Source organism: Pseudomonas halotolerans (assembly GCF_039581215.1).
Lineage (GTDB): Bacteria > Pseudomonadota > Gammaproteobacteria > Pseudomonadales > Pseudomonadaceae > Aquipseudomonas > Aquipseudomonas tehranensis.
The window spans coordinates 1-22,668 of sequence record NZ_JBCNTJ010000001.1 but is presented as its reverse complement, the minus strand read 5'-3'; the positions used below and the strand labels follow the sequence as shown (position 1 = coordinate 22,668).

Genomic DNA, 22,668 nt, shown 5'->3' with positions numbered 1-22,668 from the left:
CCGCCTATTTGAAAGGTAAAAACATGCTGCAACTGATCCTCGGCGGCGCCCGCTCTGGCAAGAGCCGCCTGGCCGAAAAGCTCGCCACCGACACCCGATTACCCGTCACCTACATCGCCACCAGCCAACCCTTGGATGGCGAAATGAACGACCGGGTCGCCCAACACCGCGCTCGTCGTCCGGCCGAATGGGCGCTGGTGGAGGAGCCGTTGGCCCTGGCGCGGGTGCTGCGCGATAACGCAGGTTCAGGGCAATGCCTGTTGGTGGATTGCCTGACCCTGTGGCTGACCAATCTGCTCATGCTCGACAACCCCGAGCAGTTGAACGCCGAGCGTGATGCTCTACTGGAGTGCGTTGGCGCTCTGCCGGGCGAAATCATTTTTGTCAGCAACGAGACCGGAATGGGTGTCGTGCCGCTGGGCGAGTTGACTCGCCGTTATGTCGATGAAGCCGGTTGGCTGCATCAAGCTTTGGCCGAACGTTGCCAGCGCGTCGTACTGACCGTTGCCGGCCTGCCCCTGACTCTCAAAGGTACTGCGTTATGAATCATCGCTGGTGGCTGGACCCGTGCAAGCCCCTCGACACCCTGGCCCTGGAGCAGGCCGCGGCCCGTCAGCAACAGCTGACCAAACCGGCCGGCTCCCTGGGGCGGCTCGAAGCCGTGGCGGTGCAATTGGCGGGTTTGCAAGGGCAGGCCAAACCTGAGCTGGATCACCTGTGGATCGCGATCTTTGCCGGTGATCATGGTGTGGTGGCCGAAGGCGTATCGGCCTATCCCCAGGAGGTCACCGGGCAGATGCTCCTCAACTTCGTCAGCGGCGGCGCGGCGATCAGTGTATTGGCGCGGCAACTGGGCGCCTCCCTGGAAGTGGTTGACCTGGGCACGGTGACGCCTTCTCTGACGCTACCCGGTGTGCGGCATCTGAATGTGGGGCCGGGTACCGCGAATTTCGTGCAGGGGCCGGCGATGACCGTGACCCAAGGCGAGCAGGCATTGCTGGCCGGACGTGACAGTGTGCTGCGCGCTGTCGCCGTCGGCACGCAGCTGTTTATCGGCGGCGAAATGGGCATCGGCAACACCACGGCGGCCAGTGCCCTGGCCTGTGCCTTGCTTGACTGCCCGGTGACTCACCTGGTCGGGCCGGGCACCGGGCTGGACGCCGCGGGTGTCAGCCGCAAGGCTCAAGTCATCGAGCGCGCCCTGGCGTTGCACGGTGCACAGCGCAACGATCCACTGCAAACACTGTTCAACCTGGGCGGGTTTGAAATCGCAGCGTTGGCTGGCGCGTATCTGGCCTGCGCCCAGCAGGGCGTTGCGGTGTTGGTGGATGGTTTCATCTGCAGCGTCGCGGCACTGGTGGCGGTGCGTCTCAATCCTCAATGCAGGCAATGGCTGTTGTTCGGCCATCGCGGTGCCGAGCCGGGGCATCGGCACATTCTGGAAACCCTCGGCGCTGAGCCGCTCCTCGACTTGGGCCTGCGCCTGGGTGAGGGCAGTGGTGCGGCGTTGGCGGTGCCGCTGTTGCGCCTGGCGTGTGATCTTCACGGGCAGATGGCGACCTTTGCCGAAGCGGCTGTGGCGGATCGCCCAGCATGACGCTGCACCTGGACCTGTTGCGCCACGGCGAGACCGAACTGGGCGGCGGGCTGCGTGGCAGCCTCGACGATCCCTTGACGGACAGGGGCTGGGAACAGATGCACGCGGCTGTGGCGGCGGGCGGGCCCTGGGATCGGCTGGTGAGTTCACCGTTGCAGCGTTGCGCCCGTTTCACTGAGCAACTCGGCGTCCGGCTCGATTTGCCGGTGCATCTGGACAAGGATCTGCAGGAGCTGCATTTCGGCGCCTGGGAAGGCTGCAGCGCGGCGGCGTTGATGGACACCGACGCCGAGGCGCTGGGCCGCTTTTGGGCCGATCCCTACGCATTCACTCCACCGGACGGCGAGCCGGTGCTGGCGTTTTCGAAGCGGGTCCTGGCGGCGGTTGAACGCCTGACAGTTGCGTATGCTGGGCAGCGCGTGTTGCTGGTCAGTCATGGCGGCGTTATGCGCTTGCTGCTGGCCCAGGCCCGGGGTTTGCCGCGCGAACAGTTGCTCAATGTCGAAGTCGGCCATGGTGCGTTGTTTTCACTGCGCGTCCAATCTGGTCCAGTGCTCAAAGAGGCGGTCTGACCATGTTGCCGTTCTGGATCGCCTTGCAGTTCCTGAGCAGCCTGCCGGTTCGCTTGCCCGGTATGCCGGAGCCGGCGCAGTTGGGACGTTCGTTGCTGTGTTATCCGCTGGTAGGGCTGTTGTTCGGTGGCTTGTTGTGGGGGCTTGATGCCATGTTGCTTGGCACGCCGCTGCTGCTCCATGGCGCCCTCTTGCTGAGCGCGTGGGTGCTGCTTAGCGGCGGCCTGCACCTGGATGGCCTGGCCGACAGCGCCGATGCCTGGCTCGGCGGCTTTGGCGATCGTGAGCGCACGCTGCTGATCATGAAAGACCCCCGCAGCGGGCCGATCGCGGTGATTACGCTGGTGTTGGTGCTGTTGCTCAAATTCGCCGCATTGCTGGCGCTGATCGAGCAACGGCAAACCCTGGCATTGATCCTTGTGCCGGTGTTGGGCCGTGGCGCATTGCTGGGGTTGTTCCTGACCACGCCTTATGTGCGGGCCGGCGGGTTGGGGCAGGCGCTCGCCGATCATCTGCCGCGCCACGCGGGCTGGCAGGTATTGCTGGCCTGTGCGGTGGGATGCGTGCTGGTGGCGGGCTGGACCGGGGTCGCGTCGCTGCTGATCGCCCTGGCGGTTTTTATCGGCGTGCGCCAGATGATGTTGCGCAGGCTGGGAGGTTGCACCGGGGATACGGCAGGCGCCTTGCTGGAGCTGCTTGAAATGGGGGTATTGGTTGGGCTGGTGCTGATCTGGAATTGAGCGCTACCTGTCTGGCTGGGAATTCAGCTTGAAATTTTCTGAATTAAAATTTGCATTCATTTAATCGCGGGTATATACACGCACTATGCTTGCCTCCCAATGTTTGTGCATCAACCTGCGTCGTGCCGCTCGGGGCGTCAGCAGGTATTACGACGGCGCCCTCGACGGCTTCGGGATCAACGTCGCCCAGTATTCCTTGCTGAGTAACCTGGCGCGCCTGGACCAACCGAGTATCTCTTCCCTGGCCGAGGCCATGGGCCTGGATCGCAGCACCCTGGGGCGTAACCTGCGGGTACTGGAAGGTGAGGGGCTGGTGGCGCTGGCCGAGGGTGAGGACTTGCGTAATCGCATCGTCGAACTCACTGAAGCCGGGCATGCCCGGCTGGCGGCGGCGTTGCCGGCCTGGGAAGCGGCGCAACAACGATTGATCGATAAGCTGGGCGCCGAAAAGCGCGCAACACTGCTGGCCTTGCTGGATGAACTGGCGTGAAGCCGGTTCGTTCGATGATAAGCGGGTATATACCCGCAAGCGGAGAATAAAATGACATCGATGTGGCGTACCTGTGGTTGGGTTCTGGTGGGCGGCGCGCTGATCCTGGCGTTGTCCCTGGGTGTGCGGCACGGCTTCGGGCTGTTTCTGGCGCCCATGAGCGCCGAGTTTGGTTGGGGCCGCGAGGTGTTTGCCTTCGCCATTGCCTTGCAGAACTTGATCTGGGGCCTGGCGCAACCTTTTACCGGGGCGCTGGCCGACCGCTTCGGTGCCGCGAAAGTCGTCCTCATCGGTGGTGTACTGTACGCCCTCGGGCTGGTCTTCATGGGCATGGCCGACTCGCCCTGGTCGCTCTCATTGAGCGCGGGTCTGTTGATTGGTATCGGCCTGTCCGGCACATCGTTTTCGGTGATCCTCGGCGTGGTCGGGCGTGCCGTGCCGCCGGAAAAACGCAGCATGGGCATGGGCATCGCCAGTGCTGCCGGCTCGTTCGGTCAGTTCGCCATGTTGCCGGGCACACTGGGGCTCATTGGCTGGCTCGGCTGGTCTGCCGCGCTGTTGGCGCTGGGGCTGTTGGTGGCGCTGATCGTGCCGCTGGTGAGCATGCTCAAGGACACGCCTGCACCGCTGACCGGTCATGAGCAAACCTTGTCCGAAGCATTGCGCGAGGCGTGCAGCCACTCCGGTTTCTGGTTGCTGGCGGTGGGCTTTTTTGTCTGTGGCTTCCAAGTGGTATTCATTGGCGTGCATTTGCCGGCCTATCTGGTGGACCAGCACCTGGCGGCCAGCGTCGGCACGACCGTGCTGGCCTTGGTTGGCCTGTTCAATATCTTCGGCACCTACACCGCAGGCTGGTTGGGCGGTCGGATGTCCAAGCCGCGCTTGCTGACCGGGTTGTACCTGTTGCGGGCGGTGGTGATCGGCTTGTTCCTGTGGTTGCCGGTGACGACAACCACGGCCTACCTGTTCGGGATGGCGATGGGCTTTTTGTGGTTGTCGACGGTGCCTCTGACCAACGGCACGGTAGCGACTTTGTTTGGTGTACGAAATCTCTCGATGTTGGGTGGGATCGTGTTCCTGTTCCACCAGTTGGGTTCGTTCCTGGGGGGCTGGCTGGGTGGTGTGGTGTACGACCGAACCGGCAGTTATGACTTGATCTGGCAGGTGTCGATCCTGCTCAGTCTGCTGGCGGCGGCGTTGAACTGGCCCGTGCGTGAGCGTCCGGTGGCACGCCTGCAAGTTCAGGCAGGTGTGGCATGAGCCGCGTAGGCCCATGGTTGATTGCCGCCGGTGCCGGCCTGCTGCTGGTGATCGCCTGGTGGGGGTGGCATCAGGGCGGGCTGGCGTTGATGCAACTGGGCATGGGCACCTGCTGAGCGGTGGACGGCGCCGGGCACGGGGGAGTAACGTCGTGGTCTGACGTGCTTTCAAGGAGATTGCGACATGCTGATGCGCAGGCTTGCTGTACCCGCACTGCTGCTGGCTTTGACCGGGCACGCATGGGCCGCTGACTGCCCGCCCCTGCTGGAGGGCTCGCTGCCCAAGTTGCGCGCCAAGGAAAACATCGACCTGTGCCAGCGTTTCGCCGGCCAGCCGCTGGTGGTGGTCAACACTGCCAGCTTTTGCGGTTTCGCCCCGCAGTTCAAAGGTCTGGAGGCACTTAACCAGCGCTACAAAGGCGACGGTCTGCAAGTGCTGGGGGTGCCGTCCAATGACTTCAAACAGGAGTCCAAGAACGGCGAAGAGACCGCCAAGGTCTGCTACGTCAATTACGGCGTGACCTTTACCATGACCGAGCCCCAGCCGGTACGCGGTGCGGATGCCATCCCGTTGTTCAGGCATCTGGCCGAACAGTCCGGTGCGCCGAAATGGAATTTCTATAAGTACGTCGTGGATCGCCAGGGCAAGGTCGTCGCCAGTTTCTCCAGTCGGACCAAACCGGACGATCCTGATTTCATCAAGGCGGTAGAAGCGGCCATTGCGTCCCGACCCTGATCGCCAGTCACAAAAAAGCCCCGCCTCTTTTGCAGAGTGCGGGGCTTTTTTCGCTTCAGATGGCGAGGGGTTCAGGCCCGCCGTGAATCATCAGAAGCGGTAGGTTGCACCAACACCGAAGCCGTTTGCGCTATTTTCGTATTCAGCGTTGTAGGACTGGCCCAGAACGTTGCTGTGATTGACGTTGACTTTCTCTTCCTTGAGGTAGGAATACGCCACGTCGATGGTCAGGTCTTCGGTCGGGCTCCAACCGGCACCCAGGCTGAAGATGGTCCGGTCGCCGGTAGGAATGCGTGGCGAGCGGTCGATGTTGTTGGTAGGCGACTGGTCGAAGGTCAGGCCGGTACGCAGCACCCACTGCTTGTTCAACTGGTAGGACGTACCGATGGCGTAGGCCCAGGTGTCGTGCCAGTTCTGTTCCTCGGTAATGGTGCCAAGGAACGCAGGGGCCAACGCGCCACCGGTTGCAGGCGTGACGCCTTCGTTGTTCACGGTGATTTCTTTCAGGCGGCTCCAGCGAGTCCAGGTGCTGCCGGCATAAAGGGTCCAGGCATCGTTCAGTTGCTGGGTGACCGAAAAGTCCACCGATTCTGGTGTCGTGATGTCCAGCGAAGCGTCATAGCGCGCGCCATTCAGGAATCCGGCGGGAGTACCGGCCCCTGGGCTCACCTTGGTGTGGCCTTCAAGCTTGTACTTGACCTTGGAATGGTAGGTCAGGCCAACACGAGTGGTGTCTGTCGCCTGGACCAGCACGCCGATATTGTAGCCATAGCCAATGTCGTCGCCCTTGATCTTCACGTCGCCATCGTTCGGTGAAAGCGGCGTGGTCAGAGTCGATTCCAGTGCGCCGGAAATATGGTTGATGGTCGGGCCGAAACCGATCGACACCTTGTCGTTGAAGGCGTAGCTGACGGTTGGCTGGAATGCGACGACTTTCACTTCGCTCTTGCTGCCGAAGTTACGGCCCTGAAAGCTGCTTTCGTAATCGGTGATCAGGCCGAACGGTGCGTAGACACCCAGGCCGAAAGCCCACTGATCATCGATAGGCTTGACGTAGTAGCCCATCGGAACGGCAGTGAACGGCACCATGTCGCCCTTGTTGGTGCCGGACTGGCTACCGCTGGCGTCGTTGATGTCGGTTGACGCGTCGATAGCGGCCATACCGCCAGTCACTTGCTGGCGCTTGAGGCGCGACATGCCGGCGGGGTTGCCGAACACAGTGCTTGCATCATCGGCAGAGGAAGAACGCCCAGCGAAACCGGTGCCCATGCCACTGATGCTTTGTTCGTTCAAGGCAAAGCCACTGGCGAAAATCTGCGTGGATGCCAAGGTAACGGCAAGGCCAAGGGTGGTTTTGAGCATCATTTTTTTCATTGTTAGAACTCCAGGTGATCACCGGGGCGAAAATTACCAACATTTTCGTGTAAGCGCTATAGGCTGTAAGGCTTGATTTAGAGCGGTTTTGTAGGACAATCAGACCAGATTCGCGACTGTTGTAGGAACTTTCCAGATATCACCTTAGCAGGCGACCTGATTCAGCGGCGACACACAACGTTGCCAGGCGCAGGTGAAATCTCGCAGGCGGCCTTGAGGGTGAAATGTCTGGCGCCAGATCCGGGCCATGCCTAACAGGTCATCGGCTTTGGGAAGCGCAAGGTTCTGTTCCTCCACCAAAAGCCAGGCAATGGCGGTGGCATAGCGCAGATTGACGGTCAACTCCAGGTGCGGGCCGCTGAGAAAGGCGTGCTGGCTGGCCAGGCCTCGCACCAGGCTGGCTCGTTCCGGATCCAGCGCCAGGTAATGGTCCCAGAGCGCCCGGTGGCGAGGTTCGGGAATGCGGTACAGACCGTGCCCGCGCCGGTCATGCAGGGCTGACCCGAGGGCCGACTGGCTGGCGGCAATCCCCAACAACAAGGATTCCGCCGTTGCACTGTGGCACTCCAGGTACAGCAGCGTCGGGCGGATCACATATCGACACAGTTCGCTGGCAGCGATACCCATAAAACCCTCGAAACGTGAAGTGGGCAGAGCCTGAATAGGTGTGGGCTTGGCAGCAGTGGTTCGGTTCAGGCCCCGCCGGAAGCGGATCATGCCGCTTGACTTGAAGTGTAGTGTCATATTCCCGCTGTAAAGGACTGTTTTTAAAACATCTTCGCCGAATGGTTATAACCGTTATATCCCCCGGTGCTTAAGCCGTTGTGCTTTATCGAGAAATTTTGGGCAATAAAAAACCCCGCTTTTGGGGCGGGGTCTTGGGGTTTCAGCCTTTGCGGCGTATCAGGCAACCAGTGCCTGACGGGTACGCTCGATCACGGCCTGCAGCGGTTCGGCGCTGGAGTACTGATCGGGGTACAGGCGTTCGCTGTGACGGGCGATGCCATGTTCGTTGACCAGGGTGAAGCTGAAGCAGCCTTTGCGAGCGGCCATGATCAGGCAGTTCATTGGGGCAAAAGCGTTGGTTAGGGTGCGGATGGCATCCTGTGTATGGATTTGAGTAGACATGTTATGGGTGTTCCTACAAATGACACGGTTAAGAACCGTGCAACGTTAAAACGTTCCAGTAACGTCGACCACCATTGGTCGAACGAAGAACCCGACTGGAACAAAGCAGCCAGTTTGAGCGCTATATAGAGTGCGCGCTTGGGCTGGCAGGTAGGTACTTAGGAGGGCAGGCAACACATCAAGGGCAAAGGTTCTGGGCCCTGGGTGAAGATCCTGATCAATTTTGCAGGGTGGTTCGGTCAGAGTAGCGTGCCTGGCAACTTCCTTTGCAATCGATCAAAGGCAGTGCTGACGCAAGAGTTACCTGGAAACCATCGAGGGGGCCGCTCTCTTTTTGTCGGTGAGGCTTCTTGAAGAAGGCTGACCGTGGAGAGGTGTTCGACCCGGAATTGACTTTCAGCTTGGTACTAACGCCGCAGATAGTAACGGATCGAGTCTTCGAAGGGAAGGACGTTGGGTAAAAAAGATCCTGCCGGGTCGCGACATGATTGTTTATTTGCCGGTAAGTGGTTGGCCATAGCACAGGAACCGATCAACGGATGCGCGCTCAGCCGACGAATACCCGCCCGCACGTCGTCAGGTTGCCCTCAGGTTTTAACGCAAAAATGCGCCAAAACGGCGCAGCGATATAACCGGTTGGCGTGTTACTTGTGCACACTCGATCCGGCGGTTGTCACCGTATTGTCATGTGGAAACAATCTGGGGTGGGTGCCTGTATCCAAAATTTAAGTCAATGAAAAACATCGCTTTTTTTTACTGGTGAAAAAATCGTCAGTTTAAGCGCAGGCCCCGTTCCACAGGGCTTACGGCGACTTCAGGGGGGGTTGTCCACTGAGTTATCCACAGCTTCTGTGGATTGTCCCAAGCGCTTGCTCTAGCACGGGCGTGCCGGATTTTTTCGACTTTACCCGTGCGAAAAAAGGAGTAGAGTGGCGCGCCTTCCTGATCTGTCCCACAGTGCTTTATGAAGTTTCGCTCAGTATCAAATCCTGTTACCTCCACGCCCTCCGGTGTTACCCCACCCAAACGCATTTCCATGCGCGTGGCCGAATGGTTACTCGACAGCCCGCGCCTTGGGGAAAACACCAGTGTCAAACACTTGGCCGGCCGTTTACTCAAGCAGCCAGCCCGGGAAGGCGTGGTAGCTGCGCAAAGTCGCCTCGGTCAACTGATGTGCCGTGAATGCGGAAACGCGCGCGATCGTCGTATCGGCCAGGATTTGCTGCGCCAGGCTGCCAGGGCCGGGGATCATCGTGCTCGTCAGGCGCTGGGCGAAATCGAAGACTGAGCTGGGCATCCCCTGGCCGCTTGGTTAACCTGCGGGCTTTATTTCATCGGCAGGAATTGTCATGGCTATGGATTTGACCAGCCTGTTGTTTGGTCTGGCGGGTGCTGCAGTGCCGCTGCTCGCCCTGGCCTGGCATCTGCAACGCCAGGCCAGCGCCGCGCAAACCGAACTCGCGTTACTGGAGGAGCGTCTGGCCACTGCCCACATGGCCCACGACGGCTTGAACGCCCAGCTCGATGCGTGCCGCGATGAAATCAGCGACCTGGGTCAGGCCAACGCCGCCCGGCAAGCCGAGCTTGCTGCCGCTTGTCGCGAAGTCGAATTGCTGCAGATCGAACGCGACAATGCTCGAGACGCGGCCCACGCCTGGAATCTGGAGCGCGCCGCAAAAGAAGCGGAACTGCGGCGTCTTGATGCCCAGGCGGCTTCGTTGCATGCCGAACTGCGTGAGCAACAGGAAAGTCATCAGCAACGTCTGGACGATCTGCAAGGCTCACGAGACGAGTTGCGGGCACAGTTCGCCGAGCTTGCAGGAAAAATCTTCGATGAACGTGAGCAACGCTTCGCGGAAACCAGCCAGCAGCGGCTGGGACAGTTGCTCGACCCGCTCAAGGAGCGCATCCAATCCTTTGAAAAACGTGTCGAGGAAAGCTATCAAGCCGAGGCGCGGGAACGCTTCTCCCTGGGCAAGGAGTTGGAGCGGCTGCAACAGCTGAACCTGCGCCTGAGCGATGAAGCGACCAACCTGACCCGTGCCCTCAAAGGCCAGAAGACCCAGGGTAACTGGGGCGAACTGATTCTGGAGCGGGTGCTCGAGCACGCCGGCCTGGAGAAGGGTCGCGAGTATCAGACCCAGGTCAGCCTCAAGGGCCCCGACGGCGAACGGTTCCAGCCAGACGTGCTGATTTACCTGCCCGGCGACAAGCAGGTGGTGGTGGATTCCAAGGTCAGTCTCACGGCCTATCAACAATACGTGGCCGCCGAGGACGACAGCATCGGCCAACTTGCTCTCAAGCAGCACGTGGTGTCCTTGCGGGCCCACGTCAAAGGTCTGGCCGGCAAGGATTACAAGCGCCTGGATGGTTTGCACAGCCTGGATTTCGTGTTGTTGTTCGTACCGATCGAGGCCGCATTTTCCGCCGCGCTGCAAGCCGAACCGACGCTGTTCCAGGAAGCCTTCGACCGCAACATCGTGATCGTCAGCCCAACGACGCTATTGGCGACGTTGCGGGTGATCGACAGTTTGTGGAAACAGGAACGTCAAAGTCAGAACGCCCGGGAAATCGCCGAGCGGGCAGGGTGGCTGTATGACAAGTTCGTACTGTTCATCCAGGATCTGGACGAAATTGGCAGCCGTTTGCAGCAACTGGACAAAGCCTACAGCGCTGCGCGCAACAAACTGACAGAAGGGCGCGGCAACCTGATCAGCCGCAGCGAACAACTCAAATTGCTTGGCGCCCGGGCCAGCAAAAGTCTGCCAGCCGAACTGCTCGAACGGGCCATGACGGATGTCGATGGGTTGCCAGAGTTGCCAGAAGAGACGGCAAAAAGCCAGGAGTGACGCCCGCCCTGGCTTGATCAAAGCCTATGGCAGGGCGCGTGCTTATCACAACGGTAAATGCCGACTCAACAATGCCCTCAACGCGGCCGGTTTCACCGGTTTGGCCAAATAATCCAGACCCGCCGCATGCACCTGCGCCACCGTCTCGGGGCGGCCATCGGCACTGATCACCACGCCTGGTATCGGTTCACCCATGCGGGTGCGTAACCAGGCCATCAGCTCGGTTCCAGTCTCGCCATCATCCAGATGAAAATCCACCAGGGCCAGTTGCGGTCGGCTACCCTCGTTGAGCAAACGTTCGCACTCCTGGCGGTTACGCGCCGTCCACACCTGGCAGCCCCAGCGAGTGAGCAGGCTGTTCATGCCGATCAGAATGCTGTCTTCGTTATCGATACAGAGCACCTGGGCGCCCTTTGGCAAATGACCGTTGGGTTCGGCAGCGGGCTTGGGCAAGGCCGTCTGCGCGTGGGCCAGCGGTACGCTGACGCTGAATACACTGCCGCGCCCCGGCCAGGAACGCACCCGCAAGGTGTGACCCAGCACGCGACACAGTCCGTCGGCGATCGCCAGGCCCAGGCCCAGGCCTTTTTCCGCACGGGTCTGATGGCTGTCGAGACGTTTGAACTCTTCGAAAATGATCTCCAGTTTATCTTCGGCGATGCCTGGGCCGCGATCCCACACTTCCAGGCACAATTCGCCATTGCGCCGGCGAACGCCCAGCAGGACGGGGCCCTTGGCGTAACGGAAGGCATTGGTGAGGAAGTTCTGCAGCACGCGTCGCAGTAACTTGATGTCGCTGTCGACCCGCAGTCGCGAGCCTCGCACTCGGAATTTGAGGCCTTGTTCCTGGGCCAGTACCTTGAACTCGGCGCCCAGGGTATCGAACAGTTCGTTGAGGGCAAATGGATTGCGGTCAGGGTTGATCTTGCCGTTTTCCAGGCGGGAAATGTCCAGCAGGTCGGTGATCAGGTCTTCGGCCGAGCGCAGCGAACTGTCCAAGTGGTGTACCAGTTGCCGGGCTTCGTCCGGCAAGCCGTCGTGCTGATGGGACAGCGCGGCGGAGAACAGGCGCGCGGCGTTGAGCGGCTGCATCAGGTCATGACTGACGGCCGCCAGGAATCGGGTCTTGGATTGGTAGGCCGACTCGGCGGTGCCCTTGGCTTCGGTCAGGGCCACGTTCAGTTGCGACAGCTCCCGGGTGCGTTCTGCCACCCGTTGTTCCAATCCTTCATTGGCTTCAGTCAGGGCCTGTTCGGCTTCGCGGAACGCGGTGATGTCGGTAAAACTCATGACAAAGCCGCCGCCGGGCATGGGGTTGCCGATCAGCTCGATCACCCGGCCATTGGGAAACAGCCGTTCAGAGGTGTGCGCACGGCCCTGGCGCATCCAGTGCAGGCGTCGAGCGACATGGACCTCTGCTTCGCCTGGGCCACAAAGGCCGCGCTCGGCGTTGTAGCGGATGATGTCGGCGATCGGTCGACCAACACTGATCAAACCGTCCGGATAGTTGAACAGCTCTAGGTAGCGGCGGTTCCAGGCCACCAGCCTGAGGGACTGATCGACCACGCTGATGCCCTGGGTGATGTTTTCGATGGCACCTTGCAGCAGTGCGCGGTTGAATTGCAGCACTTCCGAGGCTTCATCCGCGATTCGGACCACATCCTCCAACTGCATCTCCCGACCTTCAATCGCGGCTTTTACCACCGCGCGCGTCGACGAAGCCCCCAGCACACCCGCCAGGAGCCGTTCGGTGTGGGCGATCCATTCGCTGTCGGCATTCTGGTTTGGGTTGAAGCCTTTGCCCTGGCGGTAGGCGAAGCGAATGAAACTCTGGCGCGCCCGCTCTTCGCCAACGAAGCGCGCGGCCAGTTGCAACAGGTCATCTATGTGCACCGCCAGCATCGAGCGCGGGTTGGGGCGGGCGCTGATTTCCTGGCCGATGAAGCGTCCGGCTTGCCAGTGTTCCGACACACGGGTGCGCGACAGCACGGAGATCCAGGCAAACAGGGTGAAGTTACCGGCCAGGGATAACACGACCCCTTGGGTCAGCGGTGAAATCGGCAGGTTCAAGGGGTTGCCATGCAGCCACGCAAGCCCCGGGAAACTATTCAGCGACCAGCCCAGGCTGTGGGCCGCGATCGGCAACACCAAGGTGTAGAACCACAGGAAAATCCCCATGGCGAGGCCGGCGAACACCCCGCGGCGGTTAGCCTGTTTCCAGTACAGCGCGCCCAGCATGGCGGGTGCCAGTTGGGTTACGGCAGCGAAGGCGATCTGGCCGATGGTTGCCAGGCTCGCCGTCGACCCCAGCAGGCGGTAGCTGACATAGGCCAGCAACAGGATCACCACGATGCTCACCCGGCGAACCGACAGCATCCACTGACGAAATACTTCGAAGGGCCGCTCGGCGTTGTTGCGACGCAACAGCCAGGGCAGCAGCATGTCGTTGGAAACCATGGTGGACAACGCGACACTCGCCACGATGACCATGCCGGTGGCCGCCGAAGCGCCGCCAATGAACGCCAGCACCGCTAGCGCCGGGTGGGCCTGGGCCAAAGGCAGGCTGATGACGAACGAATCGGGTAACACCGAGTCGGGCAGCAGCATCTGCCCGGCCAGGGCGATAGGCACCACGAACAACGCAGCCAGGGCCAGGTAGGCGGGGAACACCCATTTGGCCAGGCGCAGATCCTGGGGCTCGATGTTCTCGACCACCGTCACGTGGAACTGCCGCGGCAAGCAGATGATCGCCATCATCGCTACCCCAGTCTGCACCACCATGGACGGCCAGTTGATGGTTTCTTTCCAGTATTGTTCCAGTCGCGGCGCGAGCATTGCCTGGTTGAACAGATCGTCGAATCCGTCGTAAAGGCCGAACGTGACAAAGGCGCCTACGGCAAGGAAGGCGAACAGCTTGACCAGCGATTCAAAGGCAATGGCCAGTACCATGCCCCGGTGGTGTTCGGTGGCGTCCAGGTTGCGCGTGCCAAACACGATGGTGAACAGTGCCAGGATCAGCGAAACGATCAACGCAGTGTCCTGGGCGCGAGTGCCCATGGCGTCGGCACCAGCGCCGATCAACAGGTTGACCCCGAGTACGATGCCTTTGAGCTGCAAGGCAATGTACGGCAGCACACCCACCAGGCAGATCAGGGCGACCACCACCGCCAGGGACTGGGATTTGCCATAGCGTGCGGCGATGAAGTCGGCGATGGAGGTGATGTTTTCCTGCTTGCTGATCATCACCATCTTCTGCAGGACCCACGGTGCCAGCACCAGCAACAGGATCGGCCCGAGGTAAATCGGCAGGAATGACCAGAGTTGTTCGGCAGCCTGGCCCACCGCGCCAAAAAATGTCCAGCTGGTGCAGTACACTGCCAGCGACAGGCTGTAGACCCACGCCCGCACCCGAGGGGGCAACGGTGTGCTGCGCCGGTCGCCGTAGAAGGCGATGGCGAACAGGATGGCCATATAGGCCAGGGCAACAACGGCGATCAGTCCGCTGGACAACGACATGGAAGCTCCTGAACGAAAGACCCCGGGGGCAGGGCCCGGCAGAACAGTCTCGCATGCCCGCTCGGGTTCGTCAGTGTCGACCAAGGTCGAGGCGTGTCGAGGGGTCGAGGTTTGCGCCCAGCGTTGGGTCATGGAGTGTTCTGGCTGGCCGCCATCGCGAGCAGGCTCGCTCCCACATTGGGTCTGTGGTGAACCAACATTTGTGTTCACCGAGAATCCAGTGTGGGAGCGAGCCTGCTCGCGATGGCGGTATTACTGGGTCAACGCGATATCCACCAACCGATACAACTCCTCAACCGCCAACGGCGCGGTGGCAAAGAGGATGCGAAACACCGTCGGCGCGACCACCACATTGATCAGTCGCTCGACCCCTGGGTTTGGCTCGTCGGGATAGCGATCCAGGATGGTCTGCAACTGGCCACTGAGGATTGCCACGCAATAGCCCGGCGTCGCGCAGGCCTGGATGTCACGCATCATGTCGCGACCGGGCTCGGAGCTCATTTCGTCCAGGTACTGTTCGGCCCAGGCGCGAAGATCCCCACGCAGGCTGCCGGTGTCCAGCGGTGCGCTGTCCGGGCGCATACGGGCAATCGCGACGTCGCCCAGCAATGCCGGCAGGTCGCCCCAACGCCGGTAAATGGTGGACGGGGTTACGCCTGCGCGGGCCGCGATTTGCGGCACGGTCAGGCTGGCGCGGTCTTGCTCCTGGAGCAGGCTGCGAACCGCCGAATGAATCGACTCTTGTACCCGGGCGCTTCTGCCGCCGGGGCGTAAACCTTCTTTAATAGCCATGGATCGGACCTTAACACAAAGAATTTGCTTTAAGCGCGCGTCGATAGCACACTCTGCAAAAGCAAAAAATTAGCTTTTGTGGATCGCCCTGTGGAGTGTGCCCATGTCCCGTTCAGCTTCGACCCGTGCCAGTCTGATATTCCTGGCGATCACCCTGCTCGGTTTCCTCGCTGCGTCCAGCGCGCCAACCCCGCTGTATCACCTCTATCAGGAACAACTGCAGTTCTCCTCTGGGGTCCTGACGCTGATTTTCGGCGTGTACGCGTTCAGTCTGTTAGCGGCTTTGCTGACCGTGGGTTCGCTGTCGGATTATCTGGGACGCAAACCAGTGATTTTCGTCGCGCTGTTGCTCAACATGCTGGCGATGCTGCTGTTTATCAACGCCAACAGTATTGCCTGGTTGATCGGTGCACGGTTGATTCAGGGTTTCGCCACCGGCATGGCCACCAGTGTGCTTGGCGCGGCCTTGCTGGACTTCGATCGTCGGCAAGGCCCGCTGATCACCAGCGTCGCGCCCTTGCTGGGCATGGCTTGCGGAGCGTTCGGCTGCGGCATGTTGGCCGAGTTCGCGCCGTTGCCCCTGCAACTGACGTACTGGATTTTGCTGGGGTTGTTTCTGATCCAGGCCATTTACCTCTGGTTTTTGGCCGAGAGCGTCAGTCCGCAGCCAGGTGCCTGGCAATCCTTGCGCCCTACCTTGCATGTGCCGATCCAGGCACGGCGCGCCTTGTGGCTGATACTGCCCTTGAACCTGGTGGCCTGGGCAGTGGGCGGTTTCTACTTGTCACTGGCGCCGTCATTGGTGCGGGCCGCAACCGGAACCACCTCCAACTTGATTGGCGGGGCGCTGGTGGCGGTGCTGACGCTCACCGGAGCGTTGAGCATCTACACGCTGCGCAATCAGGTGGCGGACAAAATGCTGCGCCTGGCCGCCAGCCTGTTGCTGGTCGGTCTGGCGCTGGTATTGATCGCAGTGCACGCTGCCAGCTTGCCGTTGTTCTTCGTCGGTACGCTGGTCACCGGCAGCGGGTTTGGCGCAGGCTTTCTGGGGGCATTGCGCAGCATTATGCCGTTGGCCTTGCCCCATGAGCGGGCTGGGTTGATGTCAGCGTTTTATGTCCTCAGTTACCTGGCTTTCAGCCTGCCGTCGCTGCTGGCGGGGAGCCTGACCCGGGTGTTCGGGTTGATCCCGACCACCGATGGCTTTGGCGCGGTGTTGATTGTGCTGGCGACGGTTGCCTTGCTGGGTCTGTCGCGTCAGGCGCGGCCATCGCCTGGTTTGAGTTAGTCTTGGCACCTCTGCGTTTTCTTTGGGGCGATCTCTGTTGAACATCATCCGCAGCAAATCCTTTACCGGCGACCGCGCCTGGGCGGCGCTGGATATCGCCAACATGAACGGTATCACCACGCGCCTGCACTGGACCGATCAGCCCTACAAATGGCACATCAACGAGGGGCAGGAAGTGTTCGTGGTGCTCGATGGGCAAGTGCAGATGTGCTATCGGCAAGACGGTGTCGAAAAAGATACGTTGCTGAGTGCGGGGGATATTTTCTATGCCTCGGTGGGCACCGAACATGTGGCCAAGCCATTGGGAGAGGCGAGAATTCTGGTGATCGAGACCGAGGGCAGCGTCTGATAAATATTTGTGGAATAGATAATGTATAGAGATATTACCCGTTATATAGATATTCGATTTGAATCTAGCATGGCGCTATCTCATCCGAGAGCAGGAGTTCGCCATGCCATGCTGTGCTGCACCAAACCGTTTGCGTCCACTCAGTCATTTGCCCAGGCCATTGGAAGTCATTCGCCAGTTCACGCCTAACTGGTTTGCTGTCGTCATGGGCACCGGCGTATTGGCCCTGGCCCTGGCGCAATGGCCGGGGGATGTCCCGGGCCTGCGCAACCTGGCTGAAGGGTTGTGGCTGTTCAATATCCTGTTGTTCGTGTTGTTTGCCGGGCTGTACACCGCCCGTTGGGTGCTGTTCTTCGACGAGGCCCGGCGGATTTTCGGTCATTCAACGGTATCGATGTTTTTCGGCACCATTCCCATGGGGCTGGCGACCCTCATCAATGGCTTGTTGGTATTTGGTCTGCCGCGTTGGGGCGAGGGCGTGGTGCCGTTGGCGGAAACGTTGTGGTGGATCGACGTGGCGATGTCCCTGGCCTGTGGCGTGCTGATTCCGTTTTTGATGTTCACCCGTCAGGAACACCGGATCGACCAGATGACCGCCGTGTGGCTATTGCCGGTGGTGGCGGCCGAAGTCGCTGCCGCCAGTGGCGGCTTGTTGGCACCGCACTTGGCAGACGCCCATTCGCAACTGGTGATGCTGGTCACCAGCTACATTCTCTGGGCATTTTCCCTACCTGTTGCGTTCAGCATCCTGACGATTCTGCTGCTGCGCATGGCCTTGCACAAACTGCCCCACGAAAACATGGCCGCCTCAAGTTGGCTGGCCCTTGGCCCGATCGGGACCGGTGCCCTGGGCATGTTGTTGCTGGGAGGCGATGCGCCGCTGATTTTTGCCGCCAATGGCTTGCCGGGCCTGGGCGAAGTCGCCGCCGCCTTGGGGGTGGTGGCCGGTATCACCCTGTGGGGGTTCGGGTTCTGGTGGATGCTGATGGCGCTGTTGATCACCGCACGGTATTTGCGCACGGGCATCCCGTTCAACCTCGGGTGGTGGGGCTTTACCTTCCCCTTGGGCGTGTATGCGCTGGCGACCCTGAAGCTGGCGAGCTTGCTGAGCCTGGGTTTTTTCACCGTGTTCGGTTGTGTGCTGGTGGCGATGCTGGCAGTGATGTGGCTGATCGTCGGCCGGCGCACAGTGCTCGGCGCCTGGCACGGTGAGCTGTTCGTGTCGCCGTGCATTGCCGGGCTGGCGAAATAATCGTTAAAGACAGGTAATGTGTGGCCTGGATCGGAAAACCTCATTCCAATAAGCGACCACGCCACTCAGGAACATGGAAGATGAGTCACCCCTCGCAGTTCACCTTGCTCCGCACGCGGCGTTTCCTGCCGTTTTTCATCACGCAGTCCCTGGGCGCGTTCAACGACAACGTGTTCAAGCAATCGCTGATCCTGGCGATTCTCTATCGGCTGACCATCGAGGGCGACCGTTCGATCTGGGTCAATCTGTGTGCGCTGCTGTTTATCTTGCCGTTCTTCCTGTTCTCGGCACTGGCGGGGCAGTTTGGGGAAAAATTCGCCAAGGATGCGTTGATACGTCTGATCAAACTTGGCGAAATCGTCATCATGGCCATCGGCGCGGTGGGGTTTCTGTTCGATCACTTGTGGTTGATGCTGGCGGCGCTGTTCGCCATGGGCACTCAGTCGGCGCTGTTCGGGCCGGTGAAATATTCGATCCTGCCGCAAGCCCTGCGCGAAGACGAATTGGTCGGCGGCAATGGCCTGGTGGAGATGGGCACCTTCCTGGCGATCCTCATCGGCACCATCGGCGCCGGGATCATGATGTCCTCGGTGCATTACGCGCCGGTGGTGGCGACTTCGATTGTCGTTATCGCCGTGCTTGGTTACCTGGCGAGTCGCGGCATTCCGCGGGCGGCGGCGGCCTCGCCGCAGATGCGCCTGAACTGGAACATTTTCAGCCAGTCCTGGGCCACCCTCAAGCTGGGCCTGGGACAAACCCCGGCGGTGTCCCGCTCCATTGTCGGCAACTCGTGGTTCTGGTTTGTCGGAGCGATTTATCTGACGCAGATCCCGGCCTACGCCAAGGACTGGATGCACGGTGATGAAACCGTGGTGACCTTGATCCTGACGGTGTTCTCGGTGGGGATCGCCCTGGGTTCGATGCTGTGCGAGAAGTTATCCGGGCGTAAAGTCGAAATTGGCCTGGTGCCGTTCGGCTCGTTCGGCCTGACCGTGTTTGGGCTGCTGTTGTGGTGGCATTCCGGTGGAATTCCCGGCAGCGTCGACGGCTATGGCTGGCTTGAAGTGCTCGGTTTCGGCCACGCCTGGCTGGTGCTGATCGACATCCTCGGGCTCGGTGTATTTGGTGGTTTCTACATCGTGCCGCTGTATGCCCTGATTCAGTCGCGCACCGCCGAGAATGAGCGAGCGCGGGTCATCGCTGCCAACAACATTCTCAACGCCTTATTCATGGTGGTTTCGGCGATTGTCTCCATTGTCCTGCTGGGCCTGCTGGAGCTGTCGATTCCCCAGCTGTTCCTGGTGGTGTCGCTGCTGAACATTGGCGTGAACACCTACATCTTCAAAATCGTCCCTGAATTCAGCATGCGTTTCATGATCTGGCTGCTGAGCCATTCCATGTACCGCGTGGAACATCGCAACCTGGATGCGATTCCCGATGAAGGCGCCGCGTTGCTGGTCTGCAACCACGTGTCCTTCGTCGATGCCTTGCTGATCGGCGGCGCGGTGCGTCGGCCGATTCGCTTCGTGATGTACTACAAGATCTACAACCTGCCGGTGCTCAACTTCATCTTTCGCACCGCCGGGACGATTCCGATTGCCGGGCGCCAGGAAGATATCCATATCTACGAAAGCGCCTTTACACGCATCGCTCAATACCTGCAGAACGGCGAGTTGGTGTGCATCTTCCCCGAAGGAAAGTTGACGGCCGATGGTGAGATCAATGAGTTCAAGGGCGGACTGACGCGCATTCTTCAGGAAACACCGGTGCCGGTGATTCCCTTGGCGTTGCAGGGATTGTGGGGCAGTTTCTTCAGTCGTGACCCGAACAAGGGACTTTTTCGCCGGTTGTGGTCGCGGGTGACGCTGGTGGCGGGGCCGGCGGTCGCCGTTGAGGTGGCGGAACCGGCGAAGTTGCAGGCGTTGGTGGGGGAGTTGCGCGGGGCTGTCAGGTAGGCTCAAAAACCTTGTGGGGAGCAGCACCTGTGGGAGCAAAGCTCCCACAGGTATTCCAGTCCTGCTGGTGAACTCAGGTGCTGACTTTAAGTCCGATCAACCCGGCAACGATCAATGCCACACTGGCCAGCCGAACCAGCGCCATGGATTCACCAAACAGAATGATCCCGGCAATCACCGTGCCCACGGCCCCGACACCGGTCCAGATGGCATAGGCCGTGCCCAGGGGCAGTTCCTTCATCGCAAGGCCCAGCAGGCCAAGGCTGATGGCCATGGCCGCAACGGTCAATGCGGTAGGGAGCGGGCGGCTGAAGCCGTCGGTGTACTTCAGGCCGACAGCCCAACCGACTTCGAACAGGCCGGCAAAAAACAGAATGATCCAGGACATCACACACCTCCATCGATGGATGGGGTCGTCCCCGGATTTAGGTCGATCGAGTGGCGGGGTCGTCCCCGCGATGGGCCTATAGATTGCCCATTATTGACCACTCGATCAAGTCTGCCTTTCAGTCCGCCGCTTGGCGGGCGAGCAGTTCACGGTCCTGCTTTTCGCTCATACGGCGGAAATATGTCGAGAGCAGGGCCCCGGAAATATTGTGCCAGACGCTGAACAGCGCGCTGGGCACCGCCGCCAGCGGCGAGAAATGCGCACTGGCCAAGGCCGCGCCCAGACCGGAATTCTGCATGCCCACCTCCAGCGACAAAGTCTTGCGCTGGGCCAGCGGCAAACCGAACAGGCGACCGGTGAAGTAACCCAGCAGGTAACCGAAGCTGTTATGCAGCATCACGATGGCCATGATCAGCAGGCCGGACTCGGCGATTTTCGCCTGACTGGCCGCCACGACCGCCGCAACAATGATCACGATGCTCACGACGGAGATCAGCGGCAGCACTTCCACCGCGTGACGAACCCGATCACCCAACAGGCGCTGAGCAACGATGCCCAGCACGATAGGCAGCAGTACGATCTGCAGGATCGACCAGAAAAGCGCCGAGAACGACACCGGCAACCAGGCCGACGCCAGCAGCCAGATCAGCGCAGGCGTCAGCAAAGGCGCGAGCAGGGTGGTGATGGCTGAAAGCGACACGGCCAAAGCCAGGTCTCCACGGGCCAACCAGGTCATGACGTTGGAGGAAGTGCCGCTCGGGCAGCAACCCACCAGAATCACCCCGACGGCAATCTCCGGTGGCAGGCTGAATACTTGGCAAAGTAACCACGCCACACCGGGCATGATTACAAATTGTGCAATCACCCCCAGAACCACGCGTCCTGGATGCCGGCCCACTTCGGCAAAATCTTCCAGCTTGAGCGCCAGGCCCATGCCGAACATCACCAACCCGAGCAAGGGGACGATGGCGACTTTCAGGTCGACGAACCACTGCGGCAGCAAGAATGCCAGCACGGCAAAAAACAGCACCCAGTAAGCGAAGGTATTGCCGACAAAACGACTCAATGCAGCCAGTGCACGCATGACCTGATCCTTATTATTAAGTGCAACATACAGAACCCCTGTGGGAGCGGGCTTGCTCGCGAAGGCGATGTGTCAGCTAACAAATAGGCCATCTGATACACCGCCTTCGCGAGCAAGCCCGCTCCCACAGGTGGGAAGGTTTGTTAGATCCCCTGAGGCATCTCTTCACCACCCAGCGCCTCGACCAGCGCCGGCAGGAACTCACCAAACGTCAACATCATCAACGTGAAGCTGGCGTCCAGTTGGCCGAGGGCCTCGTCGCCGCCGTCCTGTTCCGCCTGGTCCTGCAGCAGGTCTTCGAATTTCAGGCGCTTGACCACCATTTTGTCGTCGAGCACGAAAGACAACTTGTCTTGCCAGGCCAGGGACAGTTGGGTCACCACCTTGCCAGTGTTCAAGTGCAGCTGGATTTCGTCGCTGGTCAAGTCCTGGCGCTTGCAGCGCACAATGCCGCCATCTTCGTGGGTGTCGCGCAGCTCGCATTCATCCAGCACGAAGAAGTCGTCGGCAGCTTTCTGAGTCTTGACCCAGTCGGTCATGATGGCAGTGGGGGCCGTTTTCACTGTCAGTGGCCGCACCGGCAGCGAGCCGAGGACTTCACGCAGGGTAGAGAGCAGGTCTTCGGCGCGTTTCGGGCTGGCGGAGTTGACCAGGATCAGACCTTGTTTCGGCGCGATAGCGGCGAAGGTGGACGAGCGACGAATGAACGCGCGAGGCAGGAACGCCTGGATGATTTCATCCTTGAGCTGGTCCCGTTCCTTTTTATAGACCTTGCGCATTTGCTCGGCTTCGATCTCTTCGACTTTTTCCTTCAGGGCATCGCGTACGACGCTGCCTGGCAGGATGCGTTCTTCCTTGCGTGCGGCGATCAGCAGGAAGTCCTGGCTGATGTGCACCAAAGGCGCGTCTTCACCTTTACCGAACGGCGCGACGAAACCGTAAGTGGTCAACTCCTGGCTTGCACATGGACGTGCCAGTTTGCTGGCCAGTGCAGTTTCCAACGCCTCGGCATCAAAAGGCAGATCTTGGGTCAGGCGATAGATAAGCAGGTTCTTGAACCACATGGGGTGAGTCTCTCCTTTATACAAAGGGGGGCATTATTCTCTTCGCGGGGCCATAGGCCAACCCTTCGCTAAGCCTTTGGAAGGCCTGAAAAAATTAAAGTAAAAAGTGCTTGCCAGCTTTGAGGACGCTCCGTAGAATGCGCGCCACACCGAAAGCGAAGGGTGATTAGCTCAGCTGGGAGAGCGTCTGCCTTACAAGCAGAATGTCGGCGGTTCGATCCCGTCATCACCCACC

The 22,668-nt window shown here is 60.4% G+C and carries 21 protein-coding genes and 1 tRNA gene; 14 read left to right on the top strand and 8 right to left on the bottom strand.

The genetic code is table 11. The annotated features are described in order from the left end of the window. The first annotated feature begins 23 nt into the window (after nt 1-23). The 7 genes from cobU to AAIS01_RS00080 all read left to right on the top strand — a co-directional run bounded on the left by cobU (nt 24) and on the right by AAIS01_RS00080 (nt 5,394). A complete protein-coding gene (gene cobU / locus AAIS01_RS00110; protein WP_343467318.1) occupies nt 24-545 on the top strand; it encodes a bifunctional adenosylcobinamide kinase/adenosylcobinamide-phosphate guanylyltransferase in 522 nt (173 codons plus the stop codon). Continuing rightward, nucleotides 542-1,597: a nicotinate-nucleotide--dimethylbenzimidazole phosphoribosyltransferase gene (cobT, locus tag AAIS01_RS00105; protein ID WP_343467317.1), complete on the top strand. Its 1,056-nt coding sequence runs from the start codon at nt 542-544 to the stop codon at nt 1,595-1,597. The genes cobU and cobT overlap by 4 nt, the downstream gene beginning before the upstream one ends. Continuing rightward, the gene (gene cobC, locus AAIS01_RS00100) at nt 1,594-2,169 is read left to right on the top strand and encodes an alpha-ribazole phosphatase family protein (protein WP_343467316.1); all 576 of its coding nucleotides are present in this window, start codon (nt 1,594-1,596) and stop codon (nt 2,167-2,169) included. The genes cobT and cobC overlap by 4 nt, the downstream gene beginning before the upstream one ends. A gap of 2 nt (nt 2,170-2,171) precedes the next feature. Beyond that, on the top strand, nt 2,172-2,909 hold the full coding sequence (locus AAIS01_RS00095; RefSeq protein WP_343467315.1) for an adenosylcobinamide-GDP ribazoletransferase: 738 nt from the start codon (nt 2,172-2,174) through the stop codon (nt 2,907-2,909). Nucleotides 2,910-2,994: 85 nt separating this feature from the next. Then, a complete protein-coding gene (locus tag AAIS01_RS00090) occupies nt 2,995-3,399 on the top strand; it encodes a MarR family winged helix-turn-helix transcriptional regulator (RefSeq protein WP_047228709.1) in 405 nt (134 codons plus the stop codon). A 51-nt stretch (nt 3,400-3,450) separates the two neighbouring features. Next, complete coding sequence (locus AAIS01_RS00085; protein ID WP_343467314.1) at nt 3,451-4,659, top strand: MFS transporter; 1,209 nt, start codon at nt 3,451-3,453, stop codon at nt 4,657-4,659. A gap of 183 nt (nt 4,660-4,842) precedes the next feature. Further along, complete coding sequence (locus AAIS01_RS00080) at nt 4,843-5,394, top strand: glutathione peroxidase (protein ID WP_343467313.1); 552 nt, start codon at nt 4,843-4,845, stop codon at nt 5,392-5,394. Between the two features lie 90 nt (nt 5,395-5,484). Here the strand turns inward: AAIS01_RS00080 and AAIS01_RS00075 are convergent, their stop codons facing one another. The 3 genes from AAIS01_RS00075 to AAIS01_RS00065 all read right to left on the bottom strand — a co-directional run bounded on the left by AAIS01_RS00075 (nt 5,485) and on the right by AAIS01_RS00065 (nt 7,896). Further along, entirely contained in the window at nt 5,485-6,768 is a 1,284-nt protein-coding gene (locus tag AAIS01_RS00075; protein WP_343467312.1) for an OmpP1/FadL family transporter, read from the bottom strand. A 144-nt stretch (nt 6,769-6,912) separates the two neighbouring features. After that, nucleotides 6,913-7,395 (bottom strand): hypothetical protein, encoded by a 483-nt coding sequence (locus AAIS01_RS00070; RefSeq protein WP_343467311.1) that lies wholly within the window; start codon nt 7,393-7,395, stop codon nt 6,913-6,915. Nucleotides 7,396-7,671: 276 nt separating this feature from the next. Next, nucleotides 7,672-7,896 carry a hypothetical protein gene (locus tag AAIS01_RS00065; RefSeq protein WP_007898912.1) on the bottom strand — a complete coding sequence of 75 codons (225 nt, stop codon included), beginning with the start codon at nt 7,894-7,896 and terminating at the stop codon, nt 7,672-7,674. 964 nt (nt 7,897-8,860) lie between these two features. On the opposite strand from AAIS01_RS00065, the gene AAIS01_RS00060 reads away from it, so the two are divergent. After that, a complete protein-coding gene (locus AAIS01_RS00060) occupies nt 8,861-9,184 on the top strand; it encodes an SEL1-like repeat protein (protein ID WP_186656323.1) in 324 nt (107 codons plus the stop codon). A gap of 205 nt (nt 9,185-9,389) precedes the next feature. Next, a complete protein-coding gene (locus AAIS01_RS00055) occupies nt 9,390-10,745 on the top strand; it encodes a DNA recombination protein RmuC (RefSeq protein WP_177193390.1) in 1,356 nt (451 codons plus the stop codon). A gap of 45 nt (nt 10,746-10,790) precedes the next feature. Here AAIS01_RS00055 and AAIS01_RS00050 read toward each other — a convergent pair whose 3' ends face one another. Further along, complete coding sequence (locus AAIS01_RS00050; protein ID WP_343467310.1) at nt 10,791-14,261, bottom strand: hybrid sensor histidine kinase/response regulator; 3,471 nt, start codon at nt 14,259-14,261, stop codon at nt 10,791-10,793. Nucleotides 14,262-14,513: 252 nt separating this feature from the next. Then, the gene (locus AAIS01_RS00045) at nt 14,514-15,053 is read right to left on the bottom strand and encodes a TetR/AcrR family transcriptional regulator (RefSeq protein WP_343467309.1); all 540 of its coding nucleotides are present in this window, start codon (nt 15,051-15,053) and stop codon (nt 14,514-14,516) included. Between the two features lie 103 nt (nt 15,054-15,156). Between AAIS01_RS00045 and AAIS01_RS00040 the strand changes: the two genes are divergently transcribed. From AAIS01_RS00040 to AAIS01_RS00025, 4 genes are all read left to right on the top strand, one after another. Beyond that, nucleotides 15,157-16,341, top strand: coding sequence for an MFS transporter (locus AAIS01_RS00040; protein ID WP_343467308.1), 1,185 nt, complete (start codon nt 15,157-15,159; stop codon nt 16,339-16,341). Between the two features lie 37 nt (nt 16,342-16,378). Further along, a complete protein-coding gene (locus tag AAIS01_RS00035) occupies nt 16,379-16,690 on the top strand; it encodes a cupin domain-containing protein (protein WP_343467307.1) in 312 nt (103 codons plus the stop codon). A 103-nt stretch (nt 16,691-16,793) separates the two neighbouring features. After that, entirely contained in the window at nt 16,794-17,942 is a 1,149-nt protein-coding gene (locus tag AAIS01_RS00030; protein ID WP_343467306.1) for a TDT family transporter, read from the top strand. 80 nt (nt 17,943-18,022) lie between these two features. Further along, entirely contained in the window at nt 18,023-19,897 is a 1,875-nt protein-coding gene (locus AAIS01_RS00025) for an MFS transporter (RefSeq protein WP_343467305.1), read from the top strand. A 73-nt stretch (nt 19,898-19,970) separates the two neighbouring features. On the opposite strand, the gene sugE is transcribed toward AAIS01_RS00025, so the two are convergent. The 3 genes from sugE to rdgC form a co-directional block, all read right to left on the bottom strand. Beyond that, nucleotides 19,971-20,285 (bottom strand): quaternary ammonium compound efflux SMR transporter SugE, encoded by a 315-nt coding sequence (sugE, locus tag AAIS01_RS00020; RefSeq protein ID WP_092457158.1) that lies wholly within the window; start codon nt 20,283-20,285, stop codon nt 19,971-19,973. Between the two features lie 118 nt (nt 20,286-20,403). Then, entirely contained in the window at nt 20,404-21,369 is a 966-nt protein-coding gene (locus tag AAIS01_RS00015; protein WP_092402804.1) for a bile acid:sodium symporter family protein, read from the bottom strand. 143 nt (nt 21,370-21,512) lie between these two features. Next, a complete protein-coding gene (rdgC, locus tag AAIS01_RS00010) occupies nt 21,513-22,433 on the bottom strand; it encodes a recombination-associated protein RdgC (RefSeq protein ID WP_047228694.1) in 921 nt (306 codons plus the stop codon). A gap of 160 nt (nt 22,434-22,593) precedes the next feature. On the opposite strand from rdgC, the gene AAIS01_RS00005 reads away from it, so the two are divergent. Then, a tRNA-Val gene (locus AAIS01_RS00005) sits at nt 22,594-22,666 on the top strand. Nucleotides 22,667-22,668: the final 2 nt, after the last annotated feature.

Excerpts from the sequence above, each read along its gene's own strand:
- AAIS01_RS00090 (WP_047228709.1), top strand. The coding sequence starts at position 2,995 with ATGCTTGCCTCCCAATGTTTGTGCATCAACCTGCGTCGTGCCGCTCGG.
- AAIS01_RS00055 (WP_177193390.1), top strand. The coding sequence starts at position 9,390 with ATGGCCCACGACGGCTTGAACGCCCAGCTCGATGCGTGCCGCGATGAA.
- AAIS01_RS00070 (WP_343467311.1), bottom strand. The coding sequence starts at position 7,395 with ATGGGTATCGCTGCCAGCGAACTGTGTCGATATGTGATCCGCCCGACG.
- cobU (WP_343467318.1), top strand. The coding sequence starts at position 24 with ATGCTGCAACTGATCCTCGGCGGCGCCCGCTCTGGCAAGAGCCGCCTG.
- sugE (WP_092457158.1), bottom strand. The coding sequence starts at position 20,285 with ATGTCCTGGATCATTCTGTTTTTTGCCGGCCTGTTCGAAGTCGGTTGG.
- AAIS01_RS00050 (WP_343467310.1), bottom strand. The coding sequence starts at position 14,261 with ATGTCGTTGTCCAGCGGACTGATCGCCGTTGTTGCCCTGGCCTATATG.
- AAIS01_RS00065 (WP_007898912.1), bottom strand. The coding sequence starts at position 7,896 with ATGTCTACTCAAATCCATACACAGGATGCCATCCGCACCCTAACCAAC.
- cobT (WP_343467317.1), top strand. The coding sequence starts at position 542 with ATGAATCATCGCTGGTGGCTGGACCCGTGCAAGCCCCTCGACACCCTG.
- AAIS01_RS00095 (WP_343467315.1), top strand. The coding sequence starts at position 2,172 with ATGTTGCCGTTCTGGATCGCCTTGCAGTTCCTGAGCAGCCTGCCGGTT.
- AAIS01_RS00030 (WP_343467306.1), top strand. The coding sequence starts at position 16,794 with ATGCCATGCTGTGCTGCACCAAACCGTTTGCGTCCACTCAGTCATTTG.
- AAIS01_RS00040 (WP_343467308.1), top strand. The coding sequence starts at position 15,157 with ATGTCCCGTTCAGCTTCGACCCGTGCCAGTCTGATATTCCTGGCGATC.
- AAIS01_RS00085 (WP_343467314.1), top strand. The coding sequence starts at position 3,451 with ATGACATCGATGTGGCGTACCTGTGGTTGGGTTCTGGTGGGCGGCGCG.
- AAIS01_RS00080 (WP_343467313.1), top strand. The coding sequence starts at position 4,843 with ATGCTGATGCGCAGGCTTGCTGTACCCGCACTGCTGCTGGCTTTGACC.
- AAIS01_RS00025 (WP_343467305.1), top strand. The coding sequence starts at position 18,023 with ATGAGTCACCCCTCGCAGTTCACCTTGCTCCGCACGCGGCGTTTCCTG.
- AAIS01_RS00075 (WP_343467312.1), bottom strand. The coding sequence starts at position 6,768 with ATGAAAAAAATGATGCTCAAAACCACCCTTGGCCTTGCCGTTACCTTG.
- AAIS01_RS00060 (WP_186656323.1), top strand. The coding sequence starts at position 8,861 with ATGAAGTTTCGCTCAGTATCAAATCCTGTTACCTCCACGCCCTCCGGT.
- AAIS01_RS00015 (WP_092402804.1), bottom strand. The coding sequence starts at position 21,369 with ATGCGTGCACTGGCTGCATTGAGTCGTTTTGTCGGCAATACCTTCGCT.
- AAIS01_RS00045 (WP_343467309.1), bottom strand. The coding sequence starts at position 15,053 with ATGGCTATTAAAGAAGGTTTACGCCCCGGCGGCAGAAGCGCCCGGGTA.
- cobC (WP_343467316.1), top strand. The coding sequence starts at position 1,594 with ATGACGCTGCACCTGGACCTGTTGCGCCACGGCGAGACCGAACTGGGC.
- rdgC (WP_047228694.1), bottom strand. The coding sequence starts at position 22,433 with ATGTGGTTCAAGAACCTGCTTATCTATCGCCTGACCCAAGATCTGCCT.